Source organism: Curtobacterium sp. Leaf261 (assembly GCF_001422205.1).
GTDB lineage: Bacteria > Actinomycetota > Actinomycetes > Actinomycetales > Microbacteriaceae > Curtobacterium.
The window spans coordinates 1-23462 of sequence record NZ_LMMJ01000001.1; the positions used below are offsets into that span (position 1 = coordinate 1).

Sequence of the window (23462 nt, forward strand, 5' to 3'; positions counted from 1 at the left end):
GGCGGATTCAAGGGGTCGTTGCAACGGGTGGTTGTTTTGGGTCCGAGAGTAGCTGCTCGAATGATTCTGCCGGGGTGCGGTAGTCCAGTGTCTTGCGGGGTCGGCCGTTGAGTTCAGCAGCGACTTCGAGGAGCCGTTCCGGGCTGTGGACGCTGAGGTCGGTGGACTTCGGGAAGTACTGGCGGAGCAGGCCGTTGGTGTTTTCGTTGGAACCGCGCTGCCAGGGCTTGTGGGGGTCGCAGAAGTAGATCGCGAGGTCCGTGGCGAGGGTGATGTCCTTGTGCCGGGCAAGCTCCGTGCCCTGATCCCACGTCAACGACCGACGGAGATGCACGGGCAGGGTCTGGATGGTGGGGATCATCGCGTCGCGAACCGCGTCGGCGCTGTGCCCATCAGGCAGGTGCAGCAGCATCACGTACCGGCTCGTGCGCTCGACGAGAGTGCCGATTGCACTGCGCGCGTTCGTGCCGACGATCAGGTCCCCTTCCCAGTGGCCGGGCACGGCGCGATCGTCAGCCTCGGCGGGGCGTTCACTGATCAGGATCATGTCGCGGATCTTCGACCACGACGCCCGCCTGGGCTCACCACGATGCCGGCGGATGGCGCGACCGGTCCGAAGGTGTTTGTGCAAGTCAGCGCGCAGGTGCCCGCGGCCCTGCACGAACAGGGACTGGTAGATCGTCTCGTGGGACACGTGCATCTCCGGCCGGTTCGGGAAGGACCTGGCCAGGTCATCACGGATCTGCTCCGGGGACCAGTTCCGCACCAACCGCAGCTCAACCTGCAGAGCCAGCTCGACCCTGTCCAGCTTCCGCGGTTTGGGCCGGCGCGCTCGGACGCGGCACCGCTTCTCAGCCGCGTATGGCCGGTAATCGCCGCTACGGGAGCTGTTCCGGGCGAGCTCTCGACTGATCGTCGATGGCGCCCGCCCGAGCTCAGCTGCGATCTGGCGAATACCGACGCCAGCCAGGCGCAGGTCAGCGATCCGGAGCCGTTCCTCCTCGCTCAAGTACCGGCCAGAACGAGGCGCTCGCTCGAACGGGTTCTTCCCGCGAGCAGCTTTGAACCATCGGTATCCCTGACGTGGATGCACCCCGACAGCATCGCAAGCAGCGGGCCTGCTCACGCCCTGTCCGAGAAGCTCCCAGAATCGCGCCTCCCGGGCACGCTGCTCCAGCCTCGATCCCATCTGCAACACTCCAAATCACGGTGGTGTTGCAACGACCAGCTGAACCCAAGGATCCGCTACCGGGCGCTTGACTTCGAGTTCTCGCTGCAGCACCAGTCGAGCCACCAGCTGTCGACCCCGTCGGCCTTCGATGAGCCGATCGTCAGCACCGGACACCGCGGCGACCGGACCCTCGGTGAGCTCCCAGAATCGCGCCTCCCGGGCACGCTGCTCCAGCCTCGATCCCATCTGCAACACTCCAAATCACGGTGGTGTTGCAACGACCAGCTGAACCCAAGGTTCCCGGTCAGGACTTCGGGGTGGCGTGCACCAGGAACTCGACGGACCCGGTCTTCTCGACCTTGACGAACCCGAGGCTCGGCGCCGTCACCCCGTAGTCCGCGAAGGTGATCGGGATCGACCCCGTGACGTCGGCGCCGTCCCCGGAGAGGCCCGAGGTGATCGTCGCCGTGACGGTCTTCGTGACACCGTGCAGGGTGAGCTTGCCGGTGACCTCCTGCTTCGTCGTCGCCGAGTCGCTCGATGGAACGGCATCGGCGATCGACTCGGTCGTCGTGAACGTCGCCGTCGGGAACGCCTGGGCGTCCATCGCCGAGTCCCGGAAGTAAGCGTCGCGGTTCCCGGAGTCGGTGGCGATGCTCGCGACGTCGACCGTGATGGTCGCCGCGGTGATGTCCGACCCCTCGACGGTGGCGGTGCCCGTCACCTTCTTGGTGCGACCCGTGACGGTGACGGGGGAGCCGTTCAGGACCTCGTCGACGCGGTAGCCGGCGTAGGACCCGGAGCCGACCGTCCAGTCGCCGGACAGCTGCGCGGCATCGAGCGTGGACGCCTCGCGGGTCGCGGCGATCGAGGGCGCCGCGTCGGCTTCGCCCGCGATGCTGTTGCGGTAGATGGCGGGTCCGGCGATGGCGGCGGTGCCGCCGACCACCACGACCACGGCTGCGACGGTGATCCAGAGGGTGCGCTTGCGTCGGCGTTCCATGCCGGAACGGTGACACGTCACTATGCGCGGGTGCTGGGAGCAGGCCATGAGCCGGCCGGGTGCCACCGCCGTCCCGCGGGAGACCGCATCCGCCCGGTACGCTCTCCGGGTGACGAGGAACGGGACCGCGCGGGACATCGAGCGCGCGGGCCTCGTGCTCGCCTTCGCCGCGGTGCACGCACTCCTGTGGTGGACCGGCACGACCGGCCCGAACCTGCCCTTCGGTGACGTGACCATCGCCTACCGCCAGTGGATGGACCAGGGCGGGCTCTCCGGCGGCTGGGTCGGCATCGACAAGCCCTGGGTCTACCCGGTCGTCGCGCTCGTGCCGATGCTGCTCGCCTCCGTCGGCGGCACGGGGTCGATCGAGCTCGGGTGGCTCGTCATGGTCACGGTGCTCGACGGCATCGTCCTCGCGCTGCTCTGGCGACAGCGCGTCGGGCGGGTCCGGGTCGCATGGTGGTGGACGGTGTTCCTGCTCGCCCTCGGGCCGATCGCGCTCGGACGCATCGACACCGTCGCCACCGCGGTCGCCCTCGCCGGGGTTGTCTGGATCGCTCGTCGTCCGGCCGTCGCCTCCGCGCTCTTCACGGTGGCCGCCTGGATCAAGGTGTGGCCGGCCGCGCTGGTCGGAGTGCTCCTGCTGCTCCGTCGCGGCCTGCGGACGCGAGTGCTCCTCGGCGCAGCGATCGTGACGGCCGTCGTGGTGCTGCTCGACCTGCTCGTCGGCGGGGGTGCCCATCTGCTCTCGTTCGTCGGCCAGCAGACGGGGAGGGGCCTCCAGATCGAGGCGCCGCTCGCCACCCCGTTCCTGTGGCGCGCGTCCGCGGGCGTGCACGGCACGTTCGTCTACTACGACGCGCAGATCCTGACCTTCCAGGTCGCCGGGGCGGGGACGTCGATCGCATCGGCGATCTCGACGCAGCTGATGGCGCTCGTCGTCCTGGTCGGCGCACTGCTCGCGCTCTGGGCAGCTGCGTCCGGAGCCCGTCGCACGGAACTCGCACCGGTGCTCGCGCTGCTGTTCGTCGGGGCGCTCATCGCGACGAACAAGGTCGGCTCGCCGCAGTACATCGGCTGGTTGGCCGTGCCCGTCGTGTGGGGACTCCTCGCAGGGCGGCGGAGTGCGCGGCGGTTCGCGCTGCCCGCCGTGCTCGCACTCGTGACGGCGTTCGCGACCCAGCTGATCTACCCCGACTACTACGACCGGGTGCTCGCGCTGCAGCCGCTGCTGCTCGGGGTGCTCACCGTCCGGAACGCGCTCGAGGTGGTGCTGCTCGTCTGGAGCGTCGTCGCGCTGGTCCGGATGGGCAGGGCGGCGCGCATCGCCGCTGCGCACGGCCGGGAGGCACGGCCCGCCCCCGCCGTGCAGGCCTGACCCCGGCGAACGGCCGGGCCGGGTGCGGGCCAGACCCCGGCGAACCGCCGGCCTGGTGCGGCCCGACCGGGCCGGGTGCGGGCCTGGCGGATCGTGGCTCGTCACCCCGTCGTGCGGGATCGAGTGGCAGCATGGGCGACATGATCGTCGCCTTCTCGCTCAGCCCGTCCGGTGGTCCCTCCGAAGCGTCCGACGGGTCGGTGCACGACGCCGTCGCCGCCGCGGTGCGGATCGTCCGGGAGTCCGGGCTGCCCAACCGGACCTCGTCGATGTTCACCGAGGTCGAGGGGGAGTGGGACGAGGTGATGGACGTCGTCAAGCGCGCGACGGAGGCGGTCGGGGAGTTCGGCACCCGGGTCTCGCTGGTGCTGAAGGCCGACATCCGACCGGGCCGGTCCGGCGAGCTCGACGGCAAGCTCGAGCGGCTCGAGGCGGCGCTCGGGTCCTGACACGCCGGCCGGCGTCGCTCGACGACCGTCGCGGCGCGCCTCCCGCGGATGTCGGTGGCCGGGTGTGTGCTGGGTGTCATCGGCAGGAGTCGATGCCAGGAACCACGACCGAGACCTCAGGAGGACCGGATGATCCACGACGGATGGTGCGACGACTGCGACGACCGGACCGTTGTGATCGATGGCGAGTCCGAGTGGGCCACGTGCACGGAGTGTGGGACCGGGTGGGTCTGGCGTGACGACATCGCCGAGCGGGCGGAAGTCGCGGGGTCCCGAGCTCTCCGCGTGTCGTCCGAGGTCGTCCAGGAGCGTCGCGCGGCCTGATCGCCCCGCTCCGCGACGAACCGGGTGGACCCGATCCGGGCTTCCGGTGCCGCGCCGGCGCGGTCTAGCATGGGACTCCCGGCCGGCTCTCGATGATCCGGTCGGCCTCGCTCATCGTCGAGCAGCATCGACGCTTCGGCTCCGATGAGCGAGCACGTGCCCTGCGTGCAGAGTTCCCGCTTGCAGTCCGAGCGAGCAACGCGTCCGTTCTGATCCTGATGCGGTGGATCCGAGCCGGGTGGATGGACGCCCAGCCACGTCGATGACGTCCGTCGCCCTGCCACCGCACACCGTTCCTCCCGTTCGAGAGTCCAGTCATGACCAGCCCACGCCCGTACTCGCCCACCGGGCGTCTGCACGCACTCGGCGGGCTCACGCCGCGTCGCCGTACGGCGGCTCTCCTCGCGCTCGCGCTCGGCGGGTTCGCGATCGGCACGACCGAGTTCGTGGCGATGGGGCTGCTGCCGAACATCGCTGCGGCCCTGCTGCCCGGTCAGTACGCGGCGAACCCGGAGACGGGCATCGCGCAGGCCGGGTGGCTCGTCAGCGCCTACGCGCTCGGGGTCGTCGTCGGGGCGCCGACCATCGCGGCCGCGTCCGCGCGGTTCCCGCGCAAGAAGCTGCTCCTCGTGCTCCTCGTCGGGTTCACCCTCGCCACGATCGCGAGCGCGGTGCTGCCGACGTTCGGGCTCGTGGTCCTCGCGCGGTTCGTCGCCGGGCTGCCCCACGGAGCGTACTTCGGCATCGCGTCGATCGTCGCCGCCGACATCATGGGGCCGGGCAACCGGGGCAAGGGCATCGCGATGGTGATGAGCGGGCTCACCGTCGCGAACATCATCGGTGTCCCCGCCGTGACCTTCATCGGGCAGCTCGCTAACTGGCGAGTCGCCTACGTCGTCGTCGCGCTCCTCTTCGCGGCGACCTTCGTCTCCGTCTTCGCGCTGGTGCCCCCGCAACCCGCCGACGAGACCGCCTCGATCCGGCGTGAACTCCGGGTCTTCACGGTCCCGCAGGCCTGGATCACCATGGGGCTCGGCGCCGTCGGGTTCGGCGGGTTCTTCGCGGTGTACTCGTACATCTCCCCGATCGTCGTGCAGGTCACACACCTGCCCGAGACGACGGTGCCGCTCGTGCTCGTGGTGGTCGGACTCGGCATGACCCTCGGCAACGTCGTCGGCGGTCACCTGGTCGACCGGAGCGTCAAGCGCACGATCTACCTCGGACTCCTGGCGCTCATCGGCGCGCTGCTGCTCATGGTGTTCCTGGCCTCGAACCCGGTCGGGGTGTTCGTCGCGGCGTTCTTCGTCGGGGCGACGTCGTCGGCGATCCCGCCCGCGGTGCAGATCCGGCTGATGGACGTGGCTGGGGAGTCGCGGACGATCGCTGCGGCGCTCAACCACTCGGCGTTCAACATCGGCAACAGCATGGGGGCGTACCTCGGCGGTGCGGCGATCGCGGCCGGGTTCGGGTACCTCGCGCCGGGGTGGATCGGCATCGTGCTCGCGGCGCTCGGTGTCGGCATCACCGGCATCAGCTACGGGGTGCAGCGGCGGAGCGATCGTCGGCACGCGGTGCTCGCCACGTCGACCGGGCCGATCACCGCTCCGGTGCCGACGGCCTGAGGCGGGGCTGGCGGACGGGTCCGGCGCGCGGGCCCGCCGCGCGAGGCGCGCGAGCCCGGCGCGCGAGGCGCGCGAGCCCGCCCGGCTGCCGCGTCGACCGCTCCATCCTCGGCCACTGTCGTGAGACGTGCCCAAGTGTCGGGTCGGAGCACGCAGGCGACAGTTGGGCACGTCTCATCGGGTCGCGCGATGCAGGGCCGAGGCCCGACGCCCGGGCGGACCGGCGCCGGGCGACGCGGCTGCGTCCGGCAGCAGCGCCCGGCTGCAGCGGTCCTGCGCCCGGCTGCCTGCGGTGAGACGTGCCCAAGTGTCGAGTCGGAGCACGCACCCGACAGTTGGGCACGTCTCACCGGGTCGTGCGTCTCACCCGGTCACGCACCGGTCGCGCGGGGCAGAGCCGAGGCCCAGGCCGGCCGCGCCGGGCAGGGCCGGGGCCCAGGCCGGTCGCGGCCGAAGGCGGAGGCCCTGCCCGAGAGCCCGCTCGCGCTACAGCCCGTGCGGCGCGTCCGTCTGGATGATGATGCCGTCGGTGATCGCGCGCTTCCGCAGGGCGACCTTGGTGCCGACGTCGAACCCCGCCACGCGGTACTTCTCGCGGATGCGCTTGAGGTAGCTCTTGGCGGTCTCCTCCGAGATGCCGAGCTGGTACGCCACGCTCTTCACGGGCTCGCCACCGCCGTACAGGGCCATCACACGACGCTCCTGGGCGCTCAGCTTCGGCACACCACCGACGTCCCCGGCGTTCAGCGCGAGGTCGAGCTCCGCTGAGATGTACGGCTCGCCGCGGTGCGCGGACCGGATCGCCTCGACGATCATCTCCGCGCCCTCGCTCTTGACGAGGTACCCCATCGCCCCGGACGCCAGCGCCTCGCGCACGACGTTCGGCTCGGAGTACGTGCTCATCACGACGGTGGTGACCCCGGCGGTCTTCAGCGTCGAGATCTTCAGGGAGATCGGGATGGAGTCCTTGAGGTCGAGGTCGAGGAGCACGACGTCGACCGGGAACTCCGGGTTGGTCAGCAGCTCTGGCCACGTGGTGACGGCTGCGACGAGCGTGATGTCGTCGGCGGCACCGCGGATCCACTCCGTCAGGGCTCCGAGGAGCATGCGGTGGTCGTCGACGAGTGCGAGACGGATACGTTCCTCGGGAGCTGCCACGAGCGGCGTCCTTTCTACGGGGTTCCGGGCCGATCCTAGGTGGATCGGCGGCGGTGGAGGATCAGGCGGTCAGGGTGTCGGGGATGAGTTCGGGTCGGTCACATCGACGGGTGCCGGTCGACGACGCAGTGCACCACGACGTGCAGGACGCCCTCGTGCACCGTGTCGGTGTACGGACCGACCCGCTGGAGCGCGTCCCACGCAGCGGGGCCGAGTCGGCGCCGGGCGACGCCACGCGACTCGATGACGACCGGCACGTCCATGCGGTCGTCGGAGACCGGGTGGCCGGCTGCGCCGACCGGCCCGAGGGTGACCGCGACCGTCGCTGTGCCGTCCGGCGTGACGATGCGGCCGTCGCCGACCATCTGCCAGACGGCCTGGAGGAGCCCGTCGCGCTGGGCGGGGGACAGGTGCCCTGCGAGCGCGGCCGGGTCCGCCACGCTGACCGCGCGGCCGAGGTGGTCCGACTCGGTGATCGCGTGGTACAGCCAGGTCTCGCGGCGCCCCTCGATGAGGTGCAGACGGAGTTCGGTGGCGAGCGAGGCGGCGACCGACGAGGAGTTCTGCGACAGGGGGAGCGGGTCCGATCCGTTCGCGACGGCATCGAGGAGCTTCTCGGCCGCGAGGTCGAGGCGGGCCAGCTCGTCCGAGGCGAGCATGCCGACGGCGAACTGCGGTGCGGTGACGGTGCTCTGCACGAGGACCCGGTCGAGCTCGCGCTGCACGAGCTGTCGGAACCGGTGCACGATGAACAGGCCGACCGACGGCGGCACACCGACGAGCGCGAGCATCGACACCTGCGCGGGGAGCGTCTCCGTCGTGATCGGTGTCGAGAGCAGCGTGACGACGACGAACGCCGCGATGAGCCCCGCGATCGCGATGGCGACCTCTCGAGCGGGGCGGAGCGTCGTCATCGGGAGCAGGGCGAAGGACGCCGCGATCGAGGCCGTCGCGGTGTGCGCGATGTCGTGCTCCGGCCAGATCGCGATGAAGTCGAGGGCGACGACACACGCGAGCACCAGGCAGATGAGTGTGAAGGCCGCCCCGGTGAGCCGCTCGCCGTAGGTGAGGACGGTCGCGGTGACGCCGACGGCCGCGACGATGTACAGCAGCCACGCGGCGGCGGCGGCGTAGGGATCGGTGTAGTCGGGCCAGTGGAACAGGAAGAACGTGATGCCGAAGACCGCCTGCAGGCCGGTGAGCACCGCGGCGCCGAGCCCCAGGTGACCGGTGCCGAGCGACGGCCCCGGCTGTGCCGCCTGGCGGAGGGACCGTGCACCGGTCGACGTCGACGGCAGGCCGCGTGCCTGCCGTCGGTCCGTGCCCCTCGCACGCTCACGGGCTTCGCGTCGGGTGCGCGGGGCGGCGTTCACGGACCTGCCGCTGACCGCATCGCGACCGATGGTGTCTTCGGGGATGTTCATCGGGGAGCCTCCAGCACGACGGTGGTGCCGGCTCCCGGTGCCGAGAACAGACGGGCTTCGCCGCCGACCTCGCGGAGCCGGTTCACGACACTCTCCTTGAAGCCGAGGCGCTCCTCGGAGATCGCACCGATCTCGAAGCCGACACCGGAGTCGGTGACCATCGCGCGCACCATGTCCGCGTCGTGGACGATCGTGACGTGGGCCTCCTCGACGCCCGCGTGCCGACGGACGTTCTCGAGACATTCGGCGAGGGCGAGCAGGAAGGCGTCGAGCACATGGGACGGCAGCAGGACCTGGCCGGTGCCGTGCCAGCTGACCTCGAGGCCCATCCGGCCGAAGCGCTGCTTGACCGATTCGAGCGTCTGCCCGAGCGGCGACTCCTCGGTCTGGGTGAGCGAGTAGCCGTTCGACTCCTGCGGCTGGGGGGTGGCGCCGAGACGGAGGTGGCGGAGGAGCCTGGCGTCCTCGGCGGCCTGTTCGCGCATTGCCTGTTCGCTGACGCCGACGCCGGAGTGCGCGAGGAGCGTCAGCGTCGCGAGGACGGTGTCGTGCAGGAGCCGGGCGCCCTGTCGACGCTGCGCCTCGGTCTCGCTCGCCTGCCGCTCGGCACGGTGCGCGTTGCCGATCGCGAAGATGCGCCTCGCGACGCGCGGGATCGAGAGGGAGACCCAGTAGGTGATGACGCACGTGAGCACCCAGCCGAGGACGACACCGCCGACGGGGCCGGCGACGATCGAGCGGCACGTCCAGACCATCAGCACGAGTGCGGCGGCACCGGCGATCGCGACGAGGGCGAGCATCACCGGCCGCCCGCGCTGCGACATGACGAGGGACGAGAGCGACCCGGCGGCGAGCGGGACGACCGCACTGGCGAGCACGAGTCGGTCGGCGCCGTGCACGGACTGGGTGAACGCCGCGAGCGCACCGAGACCACCGACGATGGCGAGGACGGTCCACACCCGCGCGCCGTTGGCTCCGTGTGCCACCAGTGCGCCGACGAGCACAGCGATCCCGACGAGGCCGGCCAGGAGCCAGAGCCCGGGGACGGCCGCAGCGCAGAGGACCGCCACGACGGTCACGAGCGCGCAGGCGATGCCGACGACGCGCGTCGTCGATCGCAGCAAGCGGTCGCGTTCTTGCGCGATGAGTTCCATCGAGTTCCTGCGTACGGGGCGTGGGATGCGCGGGGTGGTTCCTCCGCGCTGGCTCCATGTTTGCACAGGCGGCACCCGTTCGAGGGGAAGTTCGGATGCCCGTTCCACCCCCCGCGACCGAATCGTTACCGTGTCGCTCCGCCGGTGCCCCCCGAACGGTGGACACCAGGTGTACCCGCGCCAGGCTGCGGAAGTGCGGATCGCAACATGCGGTCCGCCGGGGGTGTCACGCGTCCCGCAGGAGCCGGGTGAGGTGTCCTCCGACCGCCGCGGCCTCGATGAGGAACCCGTCGTGTCCGAACTCGCTGTCGATCACCGTGGCCGCACCACCGTCGAGGGTGTCCGGCACGGAGGCCGCGATCCGGTCCTGGTCCTCGAGGGGGAACAGCCGGTCGCTCGTGATCCCGACGACCAGCGTGCGTGCCGTGATCGTCGCGAGGGCCGCCGCGACGCCGCCGCGTCCGGTCCCGACGTCGTGGGAGTCCATGGCGTGCAGGAGCGTCAGGTAGGAGTCGGCGTCGAAGCGCCTGGTGAACTTGTTGCCGTGGAAGTCGAGGTAGCTCTCCACCGAGAACCGGCCGTCGTCCCCGAGCGGTGAGACCTCGCTCTGCCAGCTCCGCGCGAACCGGCTGTTGAGCTCCGCCGACGCCCGGTAGGTGAGGAGCGCCATCCGCCGGGCGAGCGCGAGACCACGGTGCGGACCATCCCCCGGACCGGCGTCGAAGTAGTCGCCCCCGGCGAACCCGGTGTCCATCTGGATCGCGGCGCGCTGCAGGGAGTTCGCGGCGATCTGGTCCGCCGTGGTCTGCGCCGGCGCGGACAGCACGGCGAGCCGCTCGACCCGTTCCGGCGCTGCGAGCGCGAACTCGAGGGCGTGCATGCCGCCCATCGACCCGCCGATCACGGCCGCGAACCGGTCGAGTCCGAGCTGGTCCATGAGTGCCGTCTGTGCTGCGACCTGGTCCCGCACTGTGACGAACGGGAACCGGGAGCCCCACTCGACGCCGTCCCCGCTCATCGACGACGGACCGGTCGTGCCCTGGCAGCCGCCGAGCATGTTCGGGGCGATGACGAACCAGCGGTCGGTGTCCAGGGGTCGCCCCGGTCCGACGATCTCGCTCCACCAGCCGGCCGTCCGGTGTCCCGGTCCGGCGTCCCCCGTGACGTGGGAGTCCCCGGTCAGCGCGTGGAACACCAGCACGGCGTTCGAGCGGTCGTCGGCGAGCGTCCCCCAGGTCTCGTACGCGACCCGGAGGTCGGGGATGCGGCCGCCACGGACGTCCAGTGGTCCGAGGGAGGCGAACCGCCTGGCGCCGGGGTCGTCACCCGGCCGCCATGCCCCGGTGACCGGCGGCTTGCCGACGATGCCGAGCGCGCCGCCGGGCATCGCGGACCCGGGGACCAGCGTCGACGGGACGGAGTCCTCGGGAGTCGTCTGCCAGTCCATGGTGCGTCCATTCTCCCGTCCCGCGCGCGCGGACCGCGCCATGTTACGGCCGAACGCGTTCTGCCCCAGGGGGCGTCTTCTGCCCCAGGGAGTCCCTCGGCCAGTTGACGCTCCCTGGAGCAGAACGGGGTTCCTAGGCGCGCGCGGCCTCGGAGACCGCCCGTGCGGCGGTGAGGCCCGCCTCGAGGTCGGCCAACAGGTCCTCGACGTTCTCGATGCCGACCGACAGACGGACGAGCCCGGGGGTGACCCCCGTCGTCAGCTGCTGCTCCGGCGTGAGCTGCGAGTGCGTCGTCGACGCCGGGTGGATCACGAGCGAGCGGACGTCCCCGATGTTCGCGAGGTGGCTGAACAGCGTCAGGCTGTCCACGAGGGCGCGGCCGGCGTCGACACCGCCCTTGAGCTCGAACGACAGCACGGCGCCGACGCCCCTCGGCGCGTACTTCGCGGCAGCCGCGAACCAGGGGCTCGTCGGGAGCCCCGCGTAGTACACGGCTGCGACGTCCGGGTGCCGGTCGAGCCACTCCGCGACCTCCTGGGCGTTCTGGACGTGCCGCTCGATCCGCAGCGACAGGGTCTCGATGCCCTGGAGGAGCGCGAACGCCGTGTCCGCCGAGTTCGACGCCCCGAGGTCGCGGAGCAGCTGCACCCGGGCCTTGATGATGTAGGCGAGGCCGTCCCCGACCGCCTGCGTGAACACCGCACCGTGGTACGAGGGGTCCGGCTGGTTCAGCTCGGGGAAGCGCTCGGCGTGGTCGGACCACGGGAAGCGGCCGCCGTCGACGATGATCCCGCCGATGACGGTGCCGTGCCCGCCGAGGAACTTCGTCGCGGAGTGCACGACGATGTCGGCGCCGTGCTCGAAGGGGCGGATGAGGTAGGGCGTCGCGATGGTGTTGTCCACGATGAGCGGCACGCCGGCCTCGTGGGCGACGTCGGCCACGGCCCGGATGTCGAGCACGTTGATCTTCGGGTTGCCGATCGTCTCCGCGAACAACAGCTTGGTGTTCGGGCGGACGGCGCGGCGCCACTCCTCGGGGTCGTCCTGGTCCTCGACGAACGTCGTGGTGATCCCGAGCTTGGCGAGCGTGTACTTGAACAGGTTGTACGTGCCGCCGTAGATCGACGACGACGACACGATGTGGTCGCCCGCGACCGCGATGTTCAGCACCGCGTAGGTCTCGGCGGCCTGACCCGAGGCGACGAGGAGCGCACCGGAGCCACCCTCGAGCGCGGCGACCCGCTGCTCGACGACGTCGTTCGTGGGGTTGTTGATCCGCGAGTAGATGTTGCCGAACTTGGCGAGGGCGAACAGGTCGCGGGCGTCGTCGGAGTTCTCGAACACGTAGCTCGTGGTCTTGTAGATCGGCGTCGCCCTGGCGTGGGTCGTCGGGTCCGGCTGGGCGCCGGCGTGGATCTGGGTGGTCTCGAACCGCCAGGCGGTGGGGTCGGTGTCGCTCATGGTGTGCTCCTGACGGTCGGTGCGGACCGAACGGTCCGGTGAGGGTGTCGCGAACGGACTGGAGGAACGGCGCACCCTCGCGATGCGGCCACGGTAATCCTGTGGACGGGTCCCGACAACGCCCGCTGTCGCCAGGCGTAACACGGTGAGTAGCGTTGGACACGGTCCTGACAGCGAACAGCGAACAGCGAACAGCGAACAGCGAACAGCGAACAGCGAACAGCGAACAGCGGAAGCGGAGAACACCCATGACAGCACGGCGCGCGGTCGTCACCGGAGCGAGTTCGGGGATCGGGGCGGCGACGGTCCGTCTGTTCCGGGAGCACGGCTGGCAGGTGCTCGCCGTCGCCCGGCGCGAGGACCGTCTCCGCGAACTCGCCGCCGACACCGGGGCGGACTGGTTCGTCGCGGACGTCACCGACCCGGCGGCCGTCGAGGCCCTCGCGACGCACGTCGGTGCCCTCGGCGGGGTCGACACGCTCGTCAACAACGCCGGTGGCGCCTACGGGTCCGCGAGCGTCGAGGAGGGCGATCCCGACGACTGGCGCCGGATGTTCGAGGTGAACGTGATGGGCACGAAGCAGGTCACCGCCGCGCTCCTGCCGCATCTGCGGGCGCGGGCGTCGGCGGCAGGCACGGCGGACATCGTCACCGTCACGAGCACGGCGGGCACGGTGTTCTACGAGAACGGCGGCGGGTACAACGCCGCCAAGGCCGCCCAGCACGCCCTCGTCGGGGTGCTCCGCCTCGAGCTGAGCGGCGAGCCGATCCGGGTCGTCGAGATCCTGCCCGGCATGGTGAAGACCGACGAGTTCGCGCTCGTGCGGTTCGCCGGCGACCAGGCGAAGGCGGACGCGGTGTACCAGGGGGTCGAGGCCCCGCTCGTCGCCGAGGACGTCGCGGCGGCGATCGTGCACGCGGTCGAACTGCCCCCGCACGTCAACCTCGACCAGGTCACGATCCGCCCCGTCGCGCAGTCGGCGCAGCACAAGGTTGCGCGGGGTCCGCTCCGGGTGAAGGACTGAGAACGTCGCCGACGACGTCCACGCGACCGGTAGCGTTGTCGGATGCCGACCACGCCTCTCCCGAACGGCGCCGCTTCGTTCGACCCCACCACCGACGTCCCCGCGTCCGCACCGAGCCCGGGGCCCGAGGTCCTCGGGTGGCTCGAGTTCGGTGACGCCGCGCGCCTCCTCGCCCAGGAGGTGGTCGACAGCGGGTTCGTGCCCGACGTCGTCGTGTCCGTCGCGCGCGGCGGGCTGTTGATCGGCGGCGCCGTGGCGTACGCCCTCGGCACGAAGATGTGCGGCTCTATCAACGTCGAGTTCTACACGGATGTCGAGGAGCGGCTCCCGGCCCCCGTCGTGCTCCCGCCGGCGCTCGACGCCCCGAGCCTCGCGGGCAAGCGTGTCCTCGTCGTCGACGACGTCTCGGACAGCGGGCGGACCCTGGCGCTCGTCGTGGACATCGTCCGGCAGGCCGGGGCCGACGTCCGGAGTGCGTGCCTGTACTCCAAGCCCGGCACGGTCCTCGAGCCGGACTTCGTCTGGCACCGGGTGAACGGCTGGATCACGTTCCCCTGGAGCGCGATGGCCCCGGTGGAGGCGAACGCATGAGCATCCACCTGGTGGGCGGCGGTGTCGACGGGTCGCAGGCGTCGGAGATCTACGGCCGGTTCGTCGCCGAGACCGCCGCACGTGCTGCCGGTGTCGGCCGTCCGCGACCGCGCATCGCCGTGCTGTCCGTCGGCGACACGGCGTCCGGGCAGTCGTTCGCCGCGGACCTCCGACGCGCGGGTGACGCCGACGTGGTCCTCACCACGGTCGACGAGGGCGCGACCTTCGAGACCGTCGTGCTCAGCGACGTCGACGGTCTCGCGATCGCCGGGGGAGCGACCCCGCAGTACCTGCACGCCGTCGAGCCGCTCGTCGACCAGATCCGCCTGCTCGTGTCCGACGCGCTGCCCTACCTCGGCTACTCCGCGGGCGCGATGATCGCCGCGGACCGTGCGCTCGTCGGCGGCTGGCGCATCGGCGGCGTCCCGGTCTGCCCCGAGGGCTGGAACGAGGGCCTCGACGAGGTCACGCTCGCCGAGGGTCTCGGGCTCGTCGACCTGACGATCGACGTGCACGCGGTCCAGGCCGGCACGCTCGCACGGCTCATCGCGGCCGCCGAGGCCGGGTTCGTCACCGCGGGGCTCGCCATCGACGAGGACACCGCGCTCATCGTCGGTGAGGGCGCTCTCGAGGTCCGCGGCACCGGCAGCGTCTGGCGGGTCATCGCGGCCGAGGACACCGACGGCGACCAGTTCGTCTCCGTCGCGACGATCGGCGCATGAGCGACCGGGCACCGTCGGGGCCGCACCCGCTCGGGGACCTCGTCGACCCCGGGTGGGCGACCGCGCTCGCGCCCGTCGAGGACGACGTGCACGCCATCGGCGCCTGGCTCCGCGAGGAGACCGCCGCGGGACGCCCGTACCTGCCCGCGGGCACAGCCGTGTTCCGGGCGTTCGAGTACCCGTTCGACGACGTCCGGGTGCTCGTCGTCGGCCAGGACCCCTACCCGACGCCCGGGCATCCGATCGGGCTGTCGTTCGCCGTCGACCCCGCGGTCCGGCCGGTGCCGAGGAGCCTCGGGAACATCTACAAGGAGCTCGCCACCGACCTCGGGGTGACCCCGCCCGCGCACGGTGACCTCCGCGCGTGGTCGTCCCGTGGCGTGATGCTGCTGAACCGTGTGCTCACGGTCCAGCGAGGCGATGCGGGATCACACCGGGGCAGGGGCTGGGAGCGCGTCACCGAACAGGCCGTGCGGGCGCTCGTCGGCAGGGGGACGCCGCTCGTCGCGGTGCTCTGGGGCGCGCAGGCCGCGTCGGTCCGTCCGTTCCTCGGCGACACACCCGTGGTCGCGTCGCCGCACCCGAGTCCGCTCTCGGCCTCGCGGGGCTTCTTCGGGTCGAAGCCGTTCTCGCGGGTGAACGAACTGCTCGCCGAGCAGGGTGCCGAGCCGATCGACTGGTCGCTGCCGGAGTCGGTGTAGCGGTGCCGCAGCCCGTGTGGCGGGCACGACCCGCGCCTCCCGTCAGATCGGAGCCGTAGGCTCGGCTTCGCCGCGCACCGGACGCGGACTGGAGGGACGGCGCAGGTGCTCGAAGAGGAATACCAGCCACGCAGGCGGTTGCCACGGCACCTCCGGCCCGCGATCGCGCAGGAGGCGGCGTTCACGTACGCCATCCGTGCCGCGGAACCGACGGACCTGCCGGACATCCGCGAGATCCACGGCCACTACGTGCGGAACTCCTCGGTGACGTTCGACGCGTCGGCGTTCTCGTTCGCCGCGTGGAAGCAGCGGTACGACGACGTGCGACGCCGTGGGCTCCCGTTCCTCGTCGCGGAGAACCCGTCAGGGCAGGTGCTCGGGTACGCCGTGGTCACGCCCTGGAACGCCAGGGACCGTTCGAACCGGACGGTCGAGGACTCGATCTACCTCGGACCGGCATCCGGTGGCAAGGGCCTCGGGCGCGCGCTGCTGTCGGCGCTCCTCGACGAGTGCCGGGCCGTCGGCGTGCGCGAGGTCGTCGCCGTGATCGCCGACCGGTCCGCCGAGGCCTCGATCCGGTTGCACGCCTCGCTCGGGTTCGTCGAGACGGGGCGCATGGCGCGCGTCGGGTACAAGTACGAGCGGTGGCTCGGAACGGTGACGATGCAACTGCGGCTCCGGAGCGGGCGGCGGCCCCGGAGGTAGGCTCTGGACCCGTGTTCGAACTCCACCACCTCAGCGCGCAGGACATCTGGGACTGGATCCGGCGGGGCGACACGAGCCCGCTCGCGGTGACCGACCACTACCTGGAGCGGATCGCGCGACTCGACCCGGGCCTCCAGGCCTTCGTCCGGGTGACGGCGGACGACGCGCGCGACCGGGCGGCGCACCTCGCGGAGCGGGTGCCGACCTCGCGTGTGCTGTGGGGCCTGCCGAGCGCGGACAAGGACCTCTACGACCGGGCGGGCGTCCCGACGCGCTCCGGGTCGCGGTCGACGCCGGACACGCCCGCGACGGCGGACCACCCGCTCGTCCGGGCGCTCGACGATGCCGGCGCGATCAGCCTCGGGAAGACCGCGACCCCGGAGTTCGGACTCTCCTCGACGACGGAGTCGCTGCTTGAGGGCCCGACCAGGAACCCGTGGGACACCCGACTGAGCCCGGGCGGTTCCAGTGGCGGCGCGGCCGCGGCGGTCGCAGCCGGTCTGGTGCCGGTCGCGGTCGGCTCGGACGGTGGCGGCTCGGTGCGGATCCCGGCGGCGGCGACCGGTCTCGTCGGCCTCAAGCCCTCGCGAGGTCGGGTCCCGTCGATGCCCGGTCGCGCAGGCCTCGGCGGGCTCGTCGTCGCCGGTCCCATCGCGCGGTCGGTGGCGGATGCCGGGCTCGTCCTCGACGCACTCGTTGCCCCGACCGGTGTCCCGGACCGGTCGTCGTTCGCCCTGACGACCCCCTCCGACGGAACGGGTCCGTTCCTGGCGGCAGCCACGCGGGGCGAGGGCCGGTTCACGATCGGTGTGCTCGACGGATCGCCATGGGACGACGTGGTCGACGTCCGAACGCACCCGGCCGCCGCGGACGCCGTCGCGGAGACGCTGTCGCACCTCGAGGCGCTCGGGCACGGGGTCGAGGACGTCGCGATGCCACGGGCGGAGTACGCGCGGTGGTTCCGGGTGGCGTGGCAGGCGTCGGCGGCACGGCTGCCGGACGTCCCGGGGCTCGACCTGACGGAGCTCGAGCCGCTGACGGCGTGGCTCGTCGACCGCGGGCGTGCGCTGTCCGGGGTGCAGGTGCTCGAGGCCATGGCCGGGCTCGACGCGTTCTCCGCCGCGCTGATCAGGGCGCTCGATGCCTACGACGCGGTGCTCACGCCGACCCTGGCGATGCCGCCGCGGCCGATCGGGTGGTACTCCGAGGACCCGGAGGAGAACTTCGCCGACCAGTGCCGGTACTCGCCGTGGACGTCGATGTGCAACGTGTCGGGGCTCCCGGCGATCACCCTGCCGGTGTCCGTGACCGGGCCGGGCGCGGGTGCGGGGTCGAGGTCGGGTGCGGGTGCGGGTGCGGGGTCGGGGTCCGGGCCGGGCGCTGACGCGGGGTCGGGCGCGGGTGCGGGGTCGGGGTCGGGGTCGGGGTCGGGCGATGGTGCGGGGCTCCCGATGGGTGTGCAGCTGATCGGTCGGCCGGGCGGGGAGCGGACCCTGCTCGCGCTCGGGGCGCAGCTCGAGCGCCGGGTGCACTGGCAGCGCAGGCACCCTCCGGGCTGGTGAGGGGGCGGCGGCGCCTCGTGCGTGCGCATGGAGCGACACGTTCCCTAGTCCGCGACGTCGTGTTCCGCGCTCGTTGTCGCCCGATGCCCGTGCATGGAGCGTGCGCGCATGGAGCGACATCGGGCAGAGATTGCGACGTCGCGTGCCGAAGCTCATGTCGCCTGATGAGTGCGCATGGTCCCCGCCGCGACCGCGCACGGACCAGCGGGAGCGTGCGCGGACGAGCGGTCAGTCGGGCAGCGTGGGCGCCGCCGCCACGAGGGCCTTCGTGATCGGGGAGGTCGGCGCGTCGAGGAGCGACACTGGGCCTCGTTCCACGATCCGGCCCGCAGCCATCACGGCCACGCTGTCGCACAGGCGCTGCACGACGCCGATGTCGTGCGACACGAGGACGAGGGTCAACCCGAGGTCGTCGGCGAGCGAGCCGAGCAGGTCGATCACCCGCGCCCGGACGACGACGTCGAGCGCGCTCATCGGCTCGTCCCCGACCAGGATGCTCGGCGAGTGCACCACCGCCCGGGCGATCGCGATGCGCTGCCGCTGGCCGCCGGAGAACTCGTGCGGGAAGCGATCCACCGTGTCCGCGGGCAGGTCGACGCGGGCGAGTGCCTCCCGCACCAGGGTCCGGTGATCGCCCTCGACGCCGAGGGCCCGGAGCGGTTCGGCCACGATCGCACCGACGCGCATCCGGGGATCGAGCGACGCGTAGGGGTCCTGGAACACGATGCCGGTGGTCGCTCGGAACCAGCGCATCGACCTGGTGGACGCTGTCGCCGACACGGGGCGCCCGAGCGAGGTCACCGTGCCCGAGCTCGGCGCCTCGAGGCCGGTGAGCAGCCGGACGAGCGTCGACTTGCCGGACCCGGACTCGCCGACGATGCCGAGCCTGGCACCGACCGGGACGACGAGGTCCACGTCGTCCACCGCCGTCCGGACGGCACCCGGCTCGAACGGGCTCCGCCGGGGGAGCCGGTAGACGCGGGAGACACCGTGCGCCTCGAGCGCGGCCGCCTCGCTCATGTGGTCCTCCGGGTGGTCGGTTCGGCGGTCTTCGAGCCGGGGTCCGTCGGGCGTGCCGCAGTCGCTCGGGCGGCGGTCGCCCGGGCTGCGTCGACGAGGGCGGCGGTCGCGGGGTGGGCCGGCGCCCGGAGCAGATCGGCCACCGGCGCGGTCTCCACCACGCGCCCCGCGTCGAGCACGATCGCGGTGTCGGCGATCTGCGCGAGCACGGCGAGGTCGTGCGTCACGAACAGCAGGCCCGTACCGCGGTCTGCCGCGATCCCCCCGAAGAGCTCGAGGATCCGCGCCTGCGTCGTCACGTCGAGGGCGGTCGTCGGCTCGTCGGCGACCAGGAACGACGGTTCTCCGGCCAGTGCCATCGCGATGCACACCCGCTGCCGCTGTCCGCCGGAGAGCTGGTGCGGGTACTGCCGGAGGAGGCTCTCCGGGTCCGGCAGCCCGACCGACCGAGCGAGGTCGAGGGCCGCGCGGAGGGCTGCCCGCCGATCGAGCCCGCGGTGCAGACGCAGGGGCTCGACGATCTGGGTACCGACCCTCCGGAGCGGGTCGAGCGCGGTGCCCGGTTCCTGGAACACCATCCCGATGCGACTGCCCCGGGTCCGTGCACGATCGCGGTCCGGCAGCCCGACGAGTTCGGCGTCCCCGAGGCGGATGCTGCCCGTCACGACGGCGTCGGGCGGGGTGAGACCCATGATCGCGAGCGCCGTCATCGACTTGCCGGATCCGGACGCTCCGATCACGCCGACGCGGCCGCCGACCGGCACCGAGAACGAGACGTCGTCGAGGATCGTCCGGTCGCCGATCCGGACCGAGAGCCCCTCGACCCGGAGGTCGTCCTGCGGGAGAGTCGTCGTCATTGCAGAGCCCTCCCCACACCGGACGTGCCGGCGACCCCGGACGCGCCGGCGACCCCGGACGTGCCGGCGACCCCGGACGCGCCGGCGCCCCCGGTCGGAGCAGCGACCCCGCCCCCGGACGCGGACGGAGCAGCGAGCCCGCCCCAGGACGCACCGGCCGCGCCGTTCGTACCGGCTCCGCCGTCGGTGCCGGAGGGACGCGTCGGAGCCGCACCGGGCCTCCCGGCCGTCGCCCGACCAGCCAACCGCGGGTCCGCAGCGTCCCGGACCGCGTCACCGAGGAGCGACAGCGCCACCACGACGATCGCGATCGCGGCGCCCGGCCACGTCGCACTCCACGGGTGCACGCCGATGTAGGTCTGCAGGTCGCTCAGCAGACTGCCCCACGAGGCCGTCGACGACGACGCGCCGTAGCCGAGGTAGGAGAGCCCCGCCTCGGCGAGGACCGCGGTCGCCATCGCGAGCGAGAGCTGCACCGTGAAGAGCGGCGCGGCGTTCGGGATGAGATGTCGGAGCAGGATCCCGCCGGGACCGACCCCGGAGGCCCGCGCTGCGACGACGAAGTCCGAGCGTGCGATGCGACGGATCTCCCCGCGGGCGACCCTGGCGATCGTCACGCCGAAGGCCAGTCCGACCGACACGACGACGACGCCGAGCGACCCGCCGAACACGGCGGTCAGGAGCATCGCGGTGAGGAGCGTCGGGAACGCGACGAGGATGTCGAGGAGGACCGCCGTGCCCTCTCGGACCCATCGCGCCGTGAGTGACCCGATCGCCGTCAGCACGATGCCGACGACCGACGCGATGAGCCCGGAGCCGACCGCGACGATGACCGTCGTCCGGCTGCCGGCGAGCACGTAGCTGGCGATGTCGCGGCCGATGCCGTCCGTGCCGAACCAGTGCGCAGCGCTCGGGCGTTCCCACTGCCGGAACGGGTCCGCCGCGAAGGGGTCGTACGGCGTCCAGAACGTCGAGACCACCGCGGCGACGACGAGCAGCAGGAGCACCACCGCGGCGAACGCTCCCGCCGGACGTCCGACGAGCCGCCGGAGGAACGAGCCACGCGTCACGACGCCACCTCGCGCTGCCTCGGGTCGAGGGCACGGTGGGCGACGTCGACGGCGAACCCGACGAGGAGCACCAGGCCGGTCAGGACCAGCAGCTCGGACTGCACCTTCGTGAGGTCCCGCCGGCCGACGTCGGTCACGAGCATCCGACCGATGCCGGGCAGGGAGAAGAGCTGCTCGACGACGACCGCGCCGACGAGGAGCCCGGCGATCTGCACCCCGAGCACTGCGAGCACCGTCAGTGACACCGATGGCAGACCGTGTCGGACGAGTGCCCGGCGACGGGTGAGCCCGATCGCCGCCGCGGTCCGGAGATGATCGGCGTCGAGGACGGACAGGGTCGCGGACCGGGTGAAGCGGAGGATGACGGCACCCTCCACCGCGCCGATCGTCAGTGCCGGGAGCACGAGTGCGGCGAACGCGCGCCCCGGGTCGGCCCAGCCGTCGAGCGGGAAACCCTGCGTCGGCAGCAGGTGGAGTGTCACGCCGAAGAGCGCGACGAGCAGCATGCCCGCCCAGACGACGGGGATCGCGGCGACTGCCTGCGCGACGAACGAGATCGCCACGCCGGCGGGACGGCGTCGGAGGACTGCCGCGACCACGCCGAGCGGGACGCCGATGACGAGCGCGAAGAGCAGGGACATCCCGGCGAGCGGCAGCGTCACGGCGAGCTTCTGCGCGATCTGCGGCGCGACGGCACCCCTGGTCACGAGGGAGCGTCCGAGGTCCCCACGGACGAGTCCACCGATCCAGTCGAGGTACTGCACGACGACCGGGCGGTCGAGGCCGAGCTCGCGGCGGATCGCATCGATCTGCGCCGGGGTCGACTGGGTCCCCGCGACGACCTGTGCGACGTCGCCCGGCAGGACCCGCAGCGCCGCGAAGACGATGATGCTGGCGACGAGGAGGCCGAGCGCGAGCAGCAGCAGCCTGCCGATCAGGAACCGGGTCACGGGAGCAATGCTACGGGCCCCGAGTGGCGGCGGCTGCCCGTCAGCCCGTGACGGCCAGGTTCGCCAGGTTGAGGCGCGTGGTCGTCGAGTTCGTCGGGAAGCCCGTGACGCCGCCGCGCACCGCCGTGATCGTGGACGCCGTGTAGAGCCACTCACCGGCGGCGTCCTCGCTGACGATCTTCGCGGCCTTCGCCAGGTCGGCGGCCTTCTGGTCCGCGTCGGTCGTGGCGAGCGAGTCGGCGTAGAGCTGCTGGACCGTCGGGTTGTCGTAGCCGAAGTAGTACTCCGGGTTCGCCCAGTTGCCGAAGTCCCTGGCCTCGGTGTGGTTCACCATGCTGAGCTCGAAGTCCTTCTTCGTGAACACCTGGTCGAGCCACGTCGTGAAGTCCACGCGCTTGACCCTGAGTGTGATGCCGACCTTGGCGAGCTCGGACGTCAGCACGTCCCCGATCGTCGCGGGGTAGATGTTCGCGTACGTCAACGTCAGCGTCAGGTTCTCCGCCCCTGCCGCAGCGAGCAGCTTCTTCGCGCTCGCGGGGTCGTACGCGTCGATGTCCGTCAGGTCCTGGTACCCCGGGTCGAGCGCCGGGATCGGTCCGCCCTGGGCGACTCCCGCGCCGCCGATGGCCTTGATGAGCGCCTTCGAATCGATCGCCTGCCGGATCGCCTGCCGCACCCGCTTGTCCGTGAACGGCGCCGTCTGGTCGTTGAACGCGAGGGTGTACTTGTCGGTCGTCTTGCCGGTGTGCAGCGTGATGCCGGACGCGCCCTGCAGCTGCCCCTTGAGCGTGCCGTCGACCGCGGTCTCGACGTCGAGGTCGCCGTTCGCCATCGCGTTGACGGCGGTGGAGGGCTGCGTGATGTACCGGAAGACGACCTTCGCCACCTTGGCCTTCGTGCCCCAGTAGTCCGTGTTCCGGCCGAGGGTGAGCGCGTCGCCCTGCTTCCAGCTCGTGACGTCGAAGGGTCCGGTGCCGTTCGCGGTGTCCGACATGTCGTTGTCCGCGCCCTGCTCGAGGACCACCCCGGCTCGGCCGGTGAGGGTGAACAGCAGGTCGGAGTCGGGCTTCGCGAGGGTGATCACGACGGTGTGGTCATCCGGCGCGGTGATGTCCGACACCGACGACAGGTCGCCCGCGTCGACGTAGGTCGAGCTCTTCCGGAAGTCGTCGAGGCTCCACACGACGTCCGCGGCGGTGAGCTTCGTGCCGTCCTGGAACGACACGCCCTGCTGCAGCGTGAACGTGTAGGTCAGCCCGTCGTCGGACACGGTGTGTGCGCTCGCGAGGACGTTCCGGACGCCGCCGCTCTGGGTGCGTCCGACGAGCCCCTGGTACACGTTGTCGATGAGGACCTGGTCGAGTGCGTTGCCGGCCTGCGTGCGGATGTCGAGGCTCGTCGGCTCGAGCACGAGCCCGACGCGGACCGTGGCGTCCCTCCCGGTGTCGCCGCCGGTGCCGCCGTCCTTCGACGCGCCGGAACAACCCGCGAGCACGAGTACGCCCGCGGTCGCGACGGCGAGTGCTGCCACGAGGGTCTTCGGGCGGCGCGGGGATGTCGGACGCATGCGACGGGTTCCTTCCAGGGGCACGGCAGCGGTGACTGCGTGGTGCTCGGCTGCGATGCACCGCGCGACGATGCTGCCGGTGCTCGGACGAGCGTAGCGG

The 23462-nt window shown here is 71.8% G+C and carries 22 protein-coding genes; 10 read left to right on the plus strand and 12 right to left on the minus strand.

Annotated elements, in window-relative coordinates; all coding sequences use genetic code 11:
* Positions 1-7: 7 nt before the first annotated feature.
* Both ASF23_RS00005 and ASF23_RS00010 read right to left on the minus strand, forming a co-directional pair.
* Positions 8-1189: an IS30 family transposase gene (locus ASF23_RS00005; RefSeq protein ID WP_055948935.1), complete on the minus strand. Its 1182-nt coding sequence runs from the start codon at positions 1187-1189 to the stop codon at positions 8-10.
* A 286-nt stretch (positions 1190-1475) separates the two neighbouring features.
* Positions 1476-2174, minus strand: a complete 699-nt coding sequence (locus ASF23_RS00010) for a YceI family protein (protein WP_055947235.1) — start codon at positions 2172-2174, stop codon at positions 1476-1478.
* Between the two features lie 109 nt (positions 2175-2283).
* Between ASF23_RS00010 and ASF23_RS00015 the strand changes: the two genes are divergently transcribed.
* The 4 genes from ASF23_RS00015 to ASF23_RS00030 all read left to right on the plus strand — a co-directional run bounded on the left by ASF23_RS00015 (position 2284) and on the right by ASF23_RS00030 (position 5947).
* Positions 2284-3552 carry a glycosyltransferase 87 family protein gene (locus ASF23_RS00015; RefSeq protein ID WP_055948938.1) on the plus strand — a complete coding sequence of 423 codons (1269 nt, stop codon included), beginning with the start codon at positions 2284-2286 and terminating at the stop codon, positions 3550-3552.
* A gap of 140 nt (positions 3553-3692) precedes the next feature.
* Positions 3693-4001: a thiamine-binding protein gene (locus ASF23_RS00020; RefSeq protein WP_055948941.1), complete on the plus strand. Its 309-nt coding sequence runs from the start codon at positions 3693-3695 to the stop codon at positions 3999-4001.
* 129 nt (positions 4002-4130) lie between these two features.
* Complete coding sequence (locus ASF23_RS00025; protein WP_055947240.1) at positions 4131-4325, plus strand: hypothetical protein; 195 nt, start codon at positions 4131-4133, stop codon at positions 4323-4325.
* A 317-nt stretch (positions 4326-4642) separates the two neighbouring features.
* Positions 4643-5947 (plus strand): MFS transporter, encoded by a 1305-nt coding sequence (locus ASF23_RS00030; protein WP_055947242.1) that lies wholly within the window; start codon positions 4643-4645, stop codon positions 5945-5947.
* 486 nt (positions 5948-6433) lie between these two features.
* Here ASF23_RS00030 and ASF23_RS00035 read toward each other — a convergent pair whose 3' ends face one another.
* From ASF23_RS00035 to ASF23_RS00055, 5 genes are all read right to left on the minus strand, one after another.
* On the minus strand, positions 6434-7105 hold the full coding sequence (locus ASF23_RS00035) for a response regulator (protein ID WP_082473652.1): 672 nt from the start codon (positions 7103-7105) through the stop codon (positions 6434-6436).
* Positions 7106-7203: 98 nt separating this feature from the next.
* Positions 7204-8529, minus strand: coding sequence for a hypothetical protein (locus tag ASF23_RS00040; protein WP_055947245.1), 1326 nt, complete (start codon positions 8527-8529; stop codon positions 7204-7206).
* A complete protein-coding gene (locus ASF23_RS00045; protein ID WP_055947247.1) occupies positions 8526-9683 on the minus strand; it encodes a sensor histidine kinase in 1158 nt (385 codons plus the stop codon). The genes ASF23_RS00040 and ASF23_RS00045 overlap by 4 nt, the downstream gene beginning before the upstream one ends.
* 226 nt (positions 9684-9909) lie before the next feature.
* On the minus strand, positions 9910-11130 hold the full coding sequence (gene metX / locus ASF23_RS00050) for a homoserine O-acetyltransferase MetX (protein WP_055947251.1): 1221 nt from the start codon (positions 11128-11130) through the stop codon (positions 9910-9912).
* A 133-nt stretch (positions 11131-11263) separates the two neighbouring features.
* Positions 11264-12592 (minus strand): bifunctional o-acetylhomoserine/o-acetylserine sulfhydrylase, encoded by a 1329-nt coding sequence (locus tag ASF23_RS00055; protein WP_055948946.1) that lies wholly within the window; start codon positions 12590-12592, stop codon positions 11264-11266.
* A 248-nt stretch (positions 12593-12840) separates the two neighbouring features.
* Here ASF23_RS00055 and ASF23_RS00060 point away from each other — a divergent pair, with 248 nt between their 5' ends.
* The 6 genes from ASF23_RS00060 to ASF23_RS00085 all read left to right on the plus strand — a co-directional run bounded on the left by ASF23_RS00060 (position 12841) and on the right by ASF23_RS00085 (position 17898).
* Positions 12841-13617, plus strand: coding sequence for an SDR family oxidoreductase (locus ASF23_RS00060; RefSeq protein WP_055947254.1), 777 nt, complete (start codon positions 12841-12843; stop codon positions 13615-13617).
* 42 nt (positions 13618-13659) lie between these two features.
* Positions 13660-14208 carry a phosphoribosyltransferase gene (locus tag ASF23_RS00065; RefSeq protein WP_055947257.1) on the plus strand — a complete coding sequence of 183 codons (549 nt, stop codon included), beginning with the start codon at positions 13660-13662 and terminating at the stop codon, positions 14206-14208.
* Positions 14205-14930: a Type 1 glutamine amidotransferase-like domain-containing protein gene (locus tag ASF23_RS00070; protein ID WP_055947260.1), complete on the plus strand. Its 726-nt coding sequence runs from the start codon at positions 14205-14207 to the stop codon at positions 14928-14930. Before ASF23_RS00065 ends, ASF23_RS00070 begins: the two co-directional genes overlap by 4 nt.
* Positions 14927-15631, plus strand: coding sequence for a uracil-DNA glycosylase (locus tag ASF23_RS00075; protein ID WP_055947263.1), 705 nt, complete (start codon positions 14927-14929; stop codon positions 15629-15631). The genes ASF23_RS00070 and ASF23_RS00075 overlap by 4 nt, the downstream gene beginning before the upstream one ends.
* Positions 15632-15736: 105 nt before the next feature.
* Positions 15737-16336 (plus strand): GNAT family N-acetyltransferase, encoded by a 600-nt coding sequence (locus ASF23_RS00080; protein ID WP_055947266.1) that lies wholly within the window; start codon positions 15737-15739, stop codon positions 16334-16336.
* An 11-nt stretch (positions 16337-16347) separates the two neighbouring features.
* A complete protein-coding gene (locus tag ASF23_RS00085; RefSeq protein WP_055947269.1) occupies positions 16348-17898 on the plus strand; it encodes an amidase in 1551 nt (516 codons plus the stop codon).
* Between the two features lie 228 nt (positions 17899-18126).
* On the opposite strand, the gene ASF23_RS00090 is transcribed toward ASF23_RS00085, so the two are convergent.
* From ASF23_RS00090 to ASF23_RS00110, 5 genes are read right to left on the minus strand one after another with little or no spacing between them, the layout of a single operon-like run.
* A complete protein-coding gene (locus tag ASF23_RS00090) occupies positions 18127-18918 on the minus strand; it encodes an ABC transporter ATP-binding protein (protein ID WP_055947272.1) in 792 nt (263 codons plus the stop codon).
* Entirely contained in the window at positions 18915-19775 is an 861-nt protein-coding gene (locus ASF23_RS00095) for an ABC transporter ATP-binding protein (RefSeq protein ID WP_055947275.1), read from the minus strand. The genes ASF23_RS00090 and ASF23_RS00095 overlap by 4 nt, the downstream gene beginning before the upstream one ends.
* Complete coding sequence (locus ASF23_RS00100) at positions 19772-20845, minus strand: ABC transporter permease (RefSeq protein WP_326998982.1); 1074 nt, start codon at positions 20843-20845, stop codon at positions 19772-19774. The genes ASF23_RS00095 and ASF23_RS00100 overlap by 4 nt, the downstream gene beginning before the upstream one ends.
* Entirely contained in the window at positions 20842-21795 is a 954-nt protein-coding gene (locus tag ASF23_RS00105) for an ABC transporter permease (protein WP_055947278.1), read from the minus strand. The genes ASF23_RS00100 and ASF23_RS00105 overlap by 4 nt, the downstream gene beginning before the upstream one ends.
* 40 nt (positions 21796-21835) lie before the next feature.
* Positions 21836-23362, minus strand: a complete 1527-nt coding sequence (locus ASF23_RS00110; protein ID WP_055947281.1) for an ABC transporter substrate-binding protein — start codon at positions 23360-23362, stop codon at positions 21836-21838.
* Positions 23363-23462 lie beyond the last annotated feature (100 nt).